This is a genomic window from Arthrobacter sp. efr-133-R2A-120, assembly GCF_030209835.1.
In the GTDB taxonomy this organism is placed as follows: Bacteria; Actinomycetota; Actinomycetes; order Actinomycetales; family Micrococcaceae; genus Arthrobacter.
In genome coordinates this window covers 57,153-68,976 of sequence record NZ_JARVRF010000049.1, presented here as the reverse complement: position 1 = coordinate 68,976, position 11,824 = coordinate 57,153, and the positions used below count along the sequence as shown (strand labels likewise).

Annotated in this window: 9 protein-coding genes; 1 reads left to right on the top strand and 8 read right to left on the bottom strand. The window is 62.6% G+C overall.

What is annotated here, in order from left to right:
- Positions 1–28: 28 nt before the first annotated feature.
- From rplW to rpsJ, 4 genes are read right to left on the bottom strand one after another with little or no spacing between them, the layout of a single operon-like run.
- Positions 29–334, bottom strand: coding sequence for a 50S ribosomal protein L23 (rplW, locus tag QRN52_RS19445; protein WP_059387362.1), 306 nt, complete (start codon positions 332–334; stop codon positions 29–31).
- Positions 331–948 carry a 50S ribosomal protein L4 gene (gene rplD, locus QRN52_RS19440; protein WP_284755136.1) on the bottom strand — a complete coding sequence of 206 codons (618 nt, stop codon included), beginning with the start codon at positions 946–948 and terminating at the stop codon, positions 331–333. The genes rplW and rplD overlap by 4 nt, the downstream gene beginning before the upstream one ends.
- A gap of 4 nt (positions 949–952) precedes the next feature.
- Positions 953–1,603, bottom strand: coding sequence for a 50S ribosomal protein L3 (rplC, locus tag QRN52_RS19435; RefSeq protein WP_059387360.1), 651 nt, complete (start codon positions 1,601–1,603; stop codon positions 953–955).
- A gap of 18 nt (positions 1,604–1,621) precedes the next feature.
- Positions 1,622–1,930 carry a 30S ribosomal protein S10 gene (rpsJ, locus tag QRN52_RS19430; RefSeq protein ID WP_003803825.1) on the bottom strand — a complete coding sequence of 103 codons (309 nt, stop codon included), beginning with the start codon at positions 1,928–1,930 and terminating at the stop codon, positions 1,622–1,624.
- A gap of 389 nt (positions 1,931–2,319) precedes the next feature.
- Here rpsJ and QRN52_RS19425 point away from each other — a divergent pair, with 389 nt between their 5' ends.
- Positions 2,320–3,744 (top strand): GH1 family beta-glucosidase, encoded by a 1,425-nt coding sequence (locus QRN52_RS19425; protein ID WP_284755116.1) that lies wholly within the window; start codon positions 2,320–2,322, stop codon positions 3,742–3,744.
- A 34-nt stretch (positions 3,745–3,778) separates the two neighbouring features.
- On the opposite strand, the gene QRN52_RS19420 is transcribed toward QRN52_RS19425, so the two are convergent.
- The 4 genes from QRN52_RS19420 to fusA all read right to left on the bottom strand — a co-directional run bounded on the left by QRN52_RS19420 (position 3,779) and on the right by fusA (position 11,823).
- Positions 3,779–3,904, bottom strand: a complete 126-nt coding sequence (locus QRN52_RS19420; protein WP_284755115.1) for a hypothetical protein — start codon at positions 3,902–3,904, stop codon at positions 3,779–3,781.
- Positions 3,905–3,932: 28 nt separating this feature from the next.
- A complete protein-coding gene (locus tag QRN52_RS19415; protein WP_284755114.1) occupies positions 3,933–7,676 on the bottom strand; it encodes a hypothetical protein in 3,744 nt (1,247 codons plus the stop codon).
- A gap of 606 nt (positions 7,677–8,282) precedes the next feature.
- A complete protein-coding gene (tuf, locus tag QRN52_RS19410) occupies positions 8,283–9,473 on the bottom strand; it encodes an elongation factor Tu (protein WP_059387357.1) in 1,191 nt (396 codons plus the stop codon).
- 235 nt (positions 9,474–9,708) lie between these two features.
- Positions 9,709–11,823 (bottom strand): elongation factor G, encoded by a 2,115-nt coding sequence (gene fusA, locus QRN52_RS19405; RefSeq protein WP_284755113.1) that lies wholly within the window; start codon positions 11,821–11,823, stop codon positions 9,709–9,711.
- Position 11,824 lies beyond the last annotated feature (1 nt).

Here is an 11,824-nt window from a genome sequence, read left to right as displayed (position 1 = left end):
ATTCATTTCCTCGTTAAAGTGGTCTCCGCTACGCGAGCGGACCGCCGAAGATGTCGATTGTGCCTTCTTTGAGGGTGACAATTGCACGCTTGGTGCTCTTGCGCTGTCCCCAGCCGAATTTGGTCCGCTTGCGCTTACCGGCACGGTTGATGGTGTTGATCGATTCGACCTTGACGGAGAAAATCTTCTCCACGGCCAGCTTGATCTCGGTCTTGTTCGAGCGGGGGTCCACCAGGAAGGTGTACTTGCCCTCGTCGATCAGGCCGTAGCTCTTTTCCGAAACGACGGGTGCAATGACGACGTCGCGCGGGTCTTTGATGGTGGCTGCACTCACTTGGCATCCTCCTCGTTCTTTGCCTTGTCAGCGATGAAAGCCTCGAACGCAGCCTTGGTGAAGACAACGTCGTCGGAAACCAGCACGTCGTAGGTGTTCAGCTGGTCTGCGTACAGAACGTGAACATCTGCGAGGTTGCGCACGGACAGTGCGGCAACATCGTTGGCGCGCTCGATAACAACGAGCAGGTTCCGACGCTCGGAGACTGCACGCAACGCGGCGAGTGCTGCCTTGGAGGACGGCTTGGTGCCAGCGACCAGTTCAGCAACGACGTGGATGCGGCCGTTACGGGCGCGGTCGGACAGGGCGCCACGCAGTGCGGCAGCCTTCATCTTCTTGGGGGTCCGCTGGCTGTAGTCACGCGGCGTCGGGCCGTGGACGATGCCACCACCGGTCATGTGAGGAGCACGGATGGAACCCTGACGGGCGCGGCCGGTGCCCTTCTGCTTGAACGGCTTGCGGCCTGCACCGGAAACTTCGGCGCGGGTCTTGGTCTTGTGGGTACCCTGGCGAGCAGCAGCGAGCTGTGCGACGACGACCTGGTGCAGCAGCGGCACGTTGGTCTGGACGTCGAAGATCTCTGCAGGCAGGTCTACCTTGACAGTGCTAGTCATCTAACTAGGCTCCCTTCACGGCGGTGCGTACGAGGACGACCTGGCCGCGGGCACCGGGGACGGCACCCTTGATAAGGAGCAGCGACTTCTCGGCGTCAACAGCGTGAACCGTGAGGTTCAGCGTGGTGTGACGTTCTGCGCCCATGCGACCGGCCATTTTCAGACCCTTGAAGACGCGGCTCGGGGTGGATGCGCCACCGATTGAACCGGGCTTGCGGTGGTTCTTGTGCGCACCGTGGGAGGCTCCAACACCGTGGAAGCCGTGACGCTTCATAACACCGGCGAAGCCCTTACCCTTGCTGGTGCCGACGACGTCGATCTTCTGACCGGCTTCGAAGAGCTCAACAGAAAGCTCCTGGCCCAGTTCGTAAGACGCGGCGTCTGCAGTGCGCAGTTCGACGACGTGGCGGCGAGGAGTTACGCCAGCCTTTTCAAAGTGACCAGCCAGCGGCTTGGTGACCTTGCGGGGATCGATCTGGCCGTAGCCGATCTGAACGGCGACATAGCCATCAGTCTCTGCATTGCGCAGCTGGGTGATGACGTTGGAGTCAGCCTGGACGACAGTTACCGGGATGAGCTTGTTGTTCTCGTCCCAGACCTGGGTCATGCCGAGCTTCGTGCCCAGCAGGCCCTTTACATTACGGGTTGCGGTCATAGTTTTCTCAGCACCTCCCTACAGCTTGATTTCGATGTTCACGTCGGCCGGCAGGTCGAGACGCATAAGCGAGTCAACAGCCTTCGGCGTGGGGTCGATGATGTCGATCAGACGCTTGTGAGTACGCATTTCAAAGTGCTCACGGCTGTCCTTGTACTTGTGGGGAGACCGGATAACGCAGTACACGTTCTTCTCCGTCGGCAGCGGCACGGGGCCCACTACCGTTGCGCCTGCGCGCGTGACCGTCTCAACGATCTTCCGCGCTGAAACATCAATGACCTCGTGGTCATATGACTTCAGCCGGATGCGGATTTTTTGTCCCGCCATGTCGCCTGACTCTCTTTCAGTCTGTGCTGCCCTCGAATAAAGGCTGCCCTGTTCACTTACGTGTTGCATGTGGCTGCCGAAGCATTTGAAGTAGTACTACCACCCGCCGCACAAGCTGAATCCGGAGGGATCCGGGTTCCTCAACTTGCCGGTGTAACCGACCCCCGCGGTCGGGCGTGTCGCGCTTTCCGCGCAAAATCGTCCGAATTCCTTTGGGGATCTGGGTTATGTTTGGGCTTCAGCTTGGACCCTGACACCCGGCATTATCCGGATCGGGACGCGAAGAAGCGCTTGAACAACTCACCTAGTATGCCGGAATTCCCCGGCATAAGCCAATCGGGCCTCGTCGGACCATTGCCATCAGCTCCTGCGCTCGGGATGATGGGGTCATGACTGTCCAAGATGCCGCGGTGGGGGATCTTGCAGGCCGCATCCGGCCGGACTTCACCTTGGGCGTCGCTGCTGCGGCCTTCCAGATCGAGGGCTCGCTCACAGCGGACGGTCGCGGACCGTCGAGCTGGGATGCATTTGCCGAGAAACCAGGCGCGATCGTCGACGGGCACTCCCCTGCAGTCGCCTGCGACCACTACAACCGGACGGACGAGGACATTGCCCTCATGCAGGACCTGGGCGTGGACTCCTACCGGTTCTCTCTCTCCTGGCCACGGATCCAACCCGGCGGCAAGGGACCGATCAACCAACAGGGACTGGATTTCTACGACCGCCTGATCGACAAGCTCCTGAAGGCCGGCGTGTCCCCCATGGTGACCTTGTTCCATTGGGATACTCCCCTGCCGTTGGAGCACGACGGCGGCTGGCTTAATCGGGCGACGGCGGAACGGTTCGCCGAATACTCCGCCGCGGCCGCACAGCGCTTCGGTGACCGCGTGGCGCAATGGGTCACCCTGAACGAACCAGTTTCGGTCGCGTTGCAAGGGTACGCGCTCGGCGTCCACGCTCCCGGCAGGCGCCTGCTTTTCGATGCCCTGCCGGCTGCCCACCACCAGTTGTTGGGGCACGGCCTGGCCGTCCAGGCCCTGCGCGCTGCCGGAGTGGCAGGAACTGTCGGCGTAGCCAACGTGCATTCTCCAGTCCGGCCCGCAAGCAAGCGGCTGGCAGACGGCCTCATGGCTAAGGCCTTCGACCTCATCTTCAACCGGGTGTATGCCGATCCCATCCTCCTGGGGCGGTACCCGAAGCCGCCGCTACAGGTGAGGCCTTGGTTCCGCGCCCTGGGCAAAGTCCGGGACGAAGATCTCAAGACCATCCACCAGCCCTTGGATTTCTACGGCCTGAACTACTACTACCCCGTCAAAGTAGCCTCGGGCCACGCCGACGGAACCGCGCACTGGAACACCCCGGACATGATGGCCAAGCTTCCGTTCCACCTTGCGGCCTTCCCCGAATACGAAACGACAGGATTTGGCTGGCCTGTGGCCCCCGAACACCTCGGAATCCTGCTCCGGGAGTTGAAAGACCGCTACGGAGCAGCGCTGCCTCCCCTCTTCATCACAGAGAGCGGCGCGAGCTTCCCGGAACCGGACCACACGCGGGGTCCGGTGCACGACGCCGACCGCATCAGCTACCTTGCTTCTCACCTTGGCCAGGCCTTGAGGGCCACGGCCCCTGGCGGGATCGCCCACGACGTCGAACTTCTGGGCTACTACGTCTGGACGCTACTGGACAACTTCGAATGGGCCGCGGGCTATTCGCAGCGTTTCGGCCTGGTGCACGTGGACTTCGACACCCTCGAGAGAACCCCCAAGGACTCGTATTACTGGTACCAGTCCTTGAGCAAGGCGCGCAGGAGCTGATTCGAAGTCCTGTTTGTGGACCGATCGTGCTAAATCAATCTTTCCTGTTCGCCCGATTGATGCGCTTGGCGCGCTCGATCTCGCGGCGGAAGTATTTCCTTCCCCAAAAGACCCCGGCTACCACAACAACCACCAAGACCAGAAAAATCAGCGTTCCCATTTCGCATTCCTCCCTTGAGGCAACGGTATCAGGGCGAGGTCCGGTTGAGGCGCCAGACCGCAAGGACAATCAATGCCAAGGCGATCACGGCGAGCATCGCGAAGGCATAGGAACGAAGGGCCCACATCACGCTGAGGGCAACGCCCGCGGCACCCCACCACACGAACATGCGCTCGGCGAGGACAAGTCCGGCAAGCAGTAACACGGCATATCCGACGAGGACCCATAGTTGCTGTGGCTCAGTGCCCGGGAAGAGGCTTCCTGGCACTACCGAGAGGAGGCCTCCGAAGGACAACAAGCCTGAGGCGATCCCCAATCTGATACGCCCCTCCAGATTGTCCCCTACGTAATAGCGCACCCCTGCCAAAACGGCACCGAGGACCGCGAACCACTGCACCACCCAAAAGAGCTCGGGCCTGGCTCCATGGACGAAAAGGACCGCCCGCTGTGCGGCGGCAAGCACCAGCACCGCCCCCAGCTCCGCGACAGTGAATCTGATGGCCCGGGGTACTTCGAGGTAGGCCACGGCCACGGCGGCGCCGAGAAGGCAAGTTCCTGCCAGAGCGGTGTCATCGTGCAGTAGGCCTGCAGCTGCGGCCAGCGCAAATCCCCCTCCTGCCGCTGCCGCGAGCGACAACTTGCGCACAGGCTGCGACCCCACGCCCGGGATCCGGGACCAACGGGCAGCGTAGAGCACAGCGGCCGATCCTGCGCAGCCCAGGAGCCACGGGAGGAAATCCTCCCATTGAGCCCCGGCCTGCCCCAGAAGGGGAGCCTCATCCAGGGCCGTAGCGACCAGGACAGTAGCACCGACGAGGCTAGCGGCGGAGGCAAGCGGGTAGAAGCCCGGCATTCCCTCGACGTGGGAGGCCACGAAGCACACTAGCGCCAGTACCAGTCCCGCCATAGTCATGGCGGTGTGCGGAACGTCAACCGACAGCGCGCCTCCGGCACCCGCGAAAGACAGCGCCGCCGCCAGCCAGAACCAATGCTCGGGGACGCCGCTTCCCGGCTGGACCAGCAGCCTCACAACAGTCACCAGTAGCGACATCGCGAGCAGCACCAGAATCACCGCGAACTGACCGAACAGGGGTTCCGCGAGCCACGTCCCGGCAGGGAATGACACCTCGGGTCCGGCTGCCACCACCGCGGCAACCGACGCCGGGATGGTGAAATACCCGGCGCCCCGGGCGGTGAAGATCCGGCTCGCCACGACGGCGGAGACCAACAACGCTGCCAGCTCGAGCAGCAGGACCCAGCGGCCGCCGTCGTGGGCTTCCTGCTGAGCCAAAAGGTACATCGCCGGCAGCACGGCTTGCGCTCCGAGCGTCACCCAGACTGCCGCCTGTTGGAAGGGAATCTGCTGCAAGCGGTTCCGCATGAGCCAGCGGGCGATGTGCTGCAGCACCAGGACGCCCGCGAAAGTCAGCGACACAACGGTGACGGAGGCCGACACGTCGTGCGCGAAGACTGCGGCGAGGGCGGCCGTGAGAATCCTGGCGGCAATGAAGTAGACGCCCTTCGCCGTCCGCCCGGGTGCCGCAGCCACCATGACGGCGCTGAACCCGGCGAAGATGGCAAGCAACGCCTCGACCTCGTGAATGTGCCCACCGCGAAGCAGCAGCAAGAGCGCCAACGTCGCCGGCACGAAGACTGAGGAGGCGCCCTCCGTGCGAAGCATGAACCCGGCCGCCACCGCCGAGGCCGCCATGATGAGTGAGGCCGCGGCCGCTTGCCAGCTTCCGGCCACGGAGCCGTCGACGTAGCGCCCGGAAATGCTCACGACGGCGACGGCGCCGGCCATGAAGGGCAGCACCACGGCGGCGTCGAGTGTCGCGAGGCCTCGGTCAGGACCGCGGACCGCCTCCACGAGGGGCGGAATGACCTGGAGGGTCAAGGCGATGAAGACCACAGTTGCAAGCTGAAGCCTCTCCCCCGCCAACTCCAGGCCACCTCCGTCCCGGAGCAACTGCAGATAGCCTGTGCCCGCGAGAAGGGTGACGAGGGCACGGACCGCCCACCAATAGCTGCGGCGGTGCAGGGTGCGGGGAAGACGGAGCGCCTGAACCGTGAAATACAGCATGCCAACGAGCAACACAGCATTTCCCAACGCCACGGACAGGGCTCCGAAGGACAGCACTCCCGCCCAGGCTAGGGCCGCCGGGGCGAGGAACTCAACCATCCTTCCGCGCAGGGTGACTCTCACCGCATTCGGGAACAGCGTCCAACCAACCAGCGCGGCAGCAAGGACATGAATTCTGATGGCCGACGCTGTCAGGGGTTGGTCCGGGGCTTGCTCGAGCAAAATAAGCAAAGGCATCACGGCCATGCCCGCCCCGGCAAAGGCCGCGAGGCAGGCGGTCGGCGCGAAGGTCCTGACACCCAAGCGGATCAGCGCGGCTTCCAACAGCAACTGGAACGTCACCGCGGCAAGGAACGCCATGACGACGGCGGCAGCGCGGTCGGGATTCTCCGGCGCTACAGCTGCTGTCGCTGCCGGGATGCTGAGAGTGAGCGCAATGCGCCCCGCGAGGACAAAGACCCTGCGTTTGCCCTCCATTGGCCTGCTGGCCCGCAGCAGCCAGAACGCGCCGGCGATAGCCAACAATGCCGCCGTCGGCCAACCGCCGAGTTCATCGGCAAACGGCGCCGCCACCACAAGGGCGCCCACGGGGAGCCACTCGGCGTGGCCTCCCAGCTTCCACGCCAGGACCAAACCGCACAGGAGGCTCGCGAACAACGGGAGGCCCACGGGCGTCCCGGAATGCCGGACCAGGATGGCGAAGGCCGCCATGGAGGCAGCCGCCAGTTGAAGGCCAAAGCACACCACGGCATCAATCCGGCAGCGCCGGATCGCCTGGGATGTGCCCGGACCCGGGAACCAACGGGCGAACCGGCTGCTGTCGAATGCCGGCCACAGCGACTGCAGAGCAAGAAGAACGACGGCGGCCAACAGTACCTCCGGCAACCCAAGCCCGGCGTCCGAAAGGAACACGAGGAAGGCCACGGTGAATGAGAGCCTCGCCGCATAGAACTGTTGGAGCCGGAACACGCCCTGGGGAAGGGCCGCCATGACGGCGAAATACACGCCGCACACCACCATGATGATGGCGTACTCGTCCTTCCCCAGATGTTGGGGCACGAAACTGGCGGCAAGTGCAACGAACGGCACCACATAGGGGTGGAGGGACATCAAGGGCCGGATATAGACCGGCGGAAGCCAGTGCGGTTTGCGCGTGGCCATCAGGGTCAGGAACACGGCGAAGCCGATCAGGGAAGCGAAATACCAGACAAGGGCGCCGCCCAGCATGGACACACCGGACCACGCCGAGGAGACCACAAAGCTCAAGGACAGGAAGGCGAGAACCCTGTTGTCGAGTCGAACTGCGGCGACTACATAGGCCACCGTCCCGACGACGGACGTGACCAGCCAGGCGGCCGCGCCGTTGTTCAAGGCGAAGTTGTACATCGCCAGCCCCGTCACGGGGATCAACGCAAGGCCCGTTCCCGCGAAGGCGATCGCTGCGGGCCGTAGCCTGGGAGCCCTCGCATGGAGGATGAAGCCCGCGGCATAAAAGGCCGCGGTGATGGTCCAGACACCGGCAAAGCGGAGAACGGACGGGAGGCTGGTGCCGATGAACAGCGCTGAGGCGGCGACCAGCAGAAGGCTTGCCACGTACAGCGTGATGTTGATGTTCTGCCGATCCCGCTTCTGTTTCCGGGCCGCTTGTTCGTCGCGAAGGGCCTCTGGCGAGATCCGGGCTGGTTGCACCTGCGCTGGTTGCGAATGAATCGGGAGCGGCCACGGTTCAACTGGCACGGGCCCAACCGGCGCGGGCTGGGCTGGTGTGGCTTGGACTGGTGCGATTTGGTTCGGCGCGATTTGCTCCGGGGCGCCCTGCACGGGAATAGGCGGGAACGTTTGCGGGCCCTCCGGGCCAGGCGGGCGGGAGGCCCGTTCCTCCGCAGGAGCAGATAGGCGCCGGGCCTCGGCGTCTCGCCACCCTGCCAAGTGGCCGGCTAGATAGCCTGAGCGATACTGCCCAACGGAATCGTCAACCAACCGTTGTGCATCCCTTTCGGCAAGCCACCGTCCTTTCGATTTCCCCGCGGAGTAGGACACTAAAGCGGCGACCAAGACGATAGCCAATACGAGGATGGTGCCAAAGAAGCCAGACATTGCTGCTCTCCTATCCCATGGGGCGACGAAGCCGCACGGGCTTCGGCTTCGCAAAGTCACGGATCCACCATCCGCCATTAATCCATTCGATAGATAAACGATAGCAAAGAAGAACCCCGCCACGATAGTGACGGGGTTCTTCTTTGCTTTGCTACCGGAGGCCAGGCGGCCGGTCCTCCACCGATCTACAAGTAGAAACTACTTGATGATCTTGGTAACACGTCCCGAACCAACGGTGCGGCCACCTTCACGGATTGCGAAGCCGAGGCCCTCTTCCATAGCGATGGGCTGGATGAGCTCGACGGTCATCTCAGTGTTGTCGCCAGGCATAACCATTTCCGTGCCTTCCGGCAGGGTGATAACGCCGGTTACGTCCGTGGTACGGAAGTAGAACTGCGGGCGGTAGTTCGAGTAGAACGGGTTGTGACGTCCGCCTTCGTCCTTGGAAAGGATGTAGACGTTTGCCTCGAAGTCGGTGTGCGGGGTGATGGAACCCGGCTTGACGACAACCTGGCCACGCTCGACGTCGTCGCGCTTCAGACCGCGGAGCAGGAGGCCACAGTTCTCGCCGGCCCATGCTTCGTCGAGCTGCTTGTGGAACATCTCGATACCGGTAACGGTGGTCTTCTGGACCGGACGGATACCAACGATTTCAACCTCAGAGTTGATCGCGAGGGTACCGCGCTCGGCGCGACCCGTAACAACGGTTCCACGACCGGTGATCGTGAAGACGTCTTCGATCGGCATCAGGAACGGCTTGTCGCGGTCACGAACGGGGTCCGGAACCGAGTTGTCGACAGCTTCCATGAGGTCCTCGACGGACTTGACCCAAACCGGGTCGCCTTCGAGTGCCTTGAGGCCGGAAACGCGAACAACGGGAGCGTCGTCGCCATCGAAGCCCTGAGCGCTGAGCAGCTCGCGAACTTCCATTTCAACGAGGTCGAGAAGCTCTTCGTCGTCGACCATGTCGGACTTGTTCAGCGCGACCAGCAGGTAGGGAACGCCAACCTGGCGGGCGAGCAGAACGTGCTCGCGGGTCTGAGCCATCGGGCCGTCAGTGGCGGCAACCACGAGGATCGCACCGTCCATCTGGGCAGCACCGGTGATCATGTTCTTGATGTAGTCAGCGTGACCCGGAGCGTCTACGTGTGCGTAGTGGCGCTTCTCGGTCTGGTATTCAACGTGGGAGATGTTGATCGTAATACCACGCTGGCGCTCTTCCGGAGCAGAGTCAATCGACGCGAAGTCGCGCTGCTCGTTGAGAGTGGGGTACTTGTCGTACAGCACCTTGGAAATGGCGGCAGTCAGCGTCGTCTTACCGTGGTCAACGTGACCAATGGTGCCGATGTTGACGTGCGGCTTAGTCCGCTCGAACTTTGCCTTTGCCACAGGTTCCTCCTAGAACGATTTCAAGTGAGTTGCTCCTCGGCCGCGCTTTTCGCGGCAGAAACTCCAGCAAGTCTACTTGGGGGCTTTGGTTTTGGTGAAATTGCAGATTCAGGGACCAATGCTAGTACCTGGAGTCTGTTCGCGCAGGGGCCGGACTGCGGCCTGGGCTACAGCCCGGCGCCTGCACTGAATGCTTTCCCGGAACGGGCCAGCATCCTGGTTTATCCGTCGGTGATTACTCGCCGCGGGTCTTCTGGATGATCTCGTCGGCAACTGCCTTCGGGACCTCGGCGTAGCTGTTGAACGTCATGGAGTACACAGCACGGCCCTGGGTCTTCGAACGCAGGTCACCGATGTAGCCGAACATGCCGGACAGCGGAACATGCGCACGGATCACCTTGACGCCGGCGGCATCTTCCATGGACTGCATCTGGCCACGGCGGGAGTTCAGGTCACCGATTACTTCACCCATGTATTCCTCAGGGGTGCGGACCTCAACATCCATCAGCGGTTCGAGCAGAACCGGGTTCGCCTTGCGTGCGGCTTCCTTGAAAGCCATACGGCCGGCGATCTTGAACGCCATTTCCGAGGAGTCAACATCGTGGTACGCGCCGTCAATCAGCGTGGCCTTGATGCCGACAACCGGGTAGCCGGCCAGAACGCCGTCGTTGAGTGCATCCTGGATGCCCGCGTCAACGGACGGGATGTACTCGCGGGGCACGCGGCCACCGGTGACCTTGTTCTCGAACGCGTAGAGCTCGCCGTCGGCGGTGTCCATCGGCTCGATGGCGATCTGGATCTTTGCGAACTGACCCGAACCACCAGTCTGCTTCTTGTGCGTGTAGTCGTGACGCTCTACAGCGCGCTTGATGGTTTCTCGGTAAGCAACCTGCGGCTTGCCGACGTTTGCCTCGACCTTGAATTCGCGGCGCATGCGGTCCACCAGGATGTCCAGGTGGAGCTCGCCCATGCCGGCGATGATGGTCTGACCGGTGTCCTCGTTGAGGGAGACCTGGAAGGTCGGGTCCTCAGCGGAGAGCTTCTGGATGGCCGTGGAGAGCTTCTCCTGGTCACCCTTGGTGTTCGGCTCGATGGCAACCGAGATCACAGGCTCCGGGAAGCTCATGGACTCGAGGACGATCTGGTTGTTCGCATCACACAGGGTGTCGCCCGTGGTGGTGTCCTTCAGACCGATCGCTGCGTAGATGTGGCCAGCGGTAGCGCCTTCAACAGGCATTTCCTTGTTGGCGTGCATCTGGAACAGCTTGCCGATGCGCTCCTTCTTGCCCTTGGTGGAGTTGACCACCTGTGCGCCTGCTTCCACGTGACCGGAGTACACGCGGATGAAGGTGAGCTGGCCGAAGAACGGGTGCGCCGCAATCTTGAACGCCAGGGCCGAGAACGGCTCGTCGGCGGAAGGCTTGCGGGTGAGCTCCTTCTCTTCGTCGCGCGGGTCGTGACCGACCATGGGCGGGACGTCGAGCGGGTTCGGCAGGAAGTCAACAACAGCATCGAGCATCGGCTGTACGCCGCGGTTCTTGAAGGCAGAACCACAGAGAACCGGGTAGAGCTCAGAGTTGATGGTCATCTTGCGGATGCCGGCCTTGAGCTCCTCGACAGTGAGTTCTTCACCGTCGAGGTACTTCTCCATGAGTTCTTCGGAAGCCTCGGCAACAGTCTCAACGAGCTGTGCACGGTATTCCTCAGCCTTGGCCTGGAGATCGGCGGGGATCTCCTGGACCTCGTACTTGGCACCCATGGTGACGTCACCCTTGGCATCGCCCGGCCACACCAGGGCGCGCATCTCAAGGAGATCCACGACGCCGATGAAGTCGTTCTCTGCACCGATCGGCAGCTGGAGAACCAGCGGCTTGGCGCCGAGGCGGCTGATGATGGTGTCTACGGTGAAGTAGAAGTCAGCGCCGAGCTTGTCCATCTTGTTGACGAAGCAGATACGCGGCACGTTGTACTTGTCGGCCTGGCGCCAAACAGTCTCGGACTGCGGCTCGACGCCTTCCTTGCCATCGAAGACAGCAACGGCGCCGTCGAGGACGCGCAGCGAGCGCTCGACCTCAACCGTGAAGTCCACGTGGCCCGGGGTGTCAATGATGTTGATCTGGTTCTTGTCCCAGAAGCAGGTCACGGCGGCAGACGTGATGGTGATGCCGCGTTCCTTTTCCTGTTCCATCCAGTCGGTCGTCGAAGCGCCGTCGTGCGTTTCGCCGATCTTGTGGTTCACACCCGTGTAGAACAGGATGCGCTCGGTGGTAGTGGTCTTGCCGGCATCGATGTGGGCCATGATGCCGATGTTGCGGACCTTGCTAAGGTCGGTAAGCACGTCCTGTGCCACG

Coding starts and splice junctions, on each gene's coding strand:
- rplC (WP_059387360.1), bottom strand. CDS start 1,603: ATGACCGCAACCCGTAATGTAAAGGGCCTGCTGGGCACGAAGCTCGGC.
- rplD (WP_284755136.1), bottom strand. CDS start 948: ATGACTAGCACTGTCAAGGTAGACCTGCCTGCAGAGATCTTCGACGTC.
- QRN52_RS19420 (WP_284755115.1), bottom strand. CDS start 3,904: ATGGGAACGCTGATTTTTCTGGTCTTGGTGGTTGTTGTGGTAGCCGGG.
- rpsJ (WP_003803825.1), bottom strand. CDS start 1,930: ATGGCGGGACAAAAAATCCGCATCCGGCTGAAGTCATATGACCACGAG.
- QRN52_RS19425 (WP_284755116.1), top strand. CDS start 2,320: ATGACTGTCCAAGATGCCGCGGTGGGGGATCTTGCAGGCCGCATCCGG.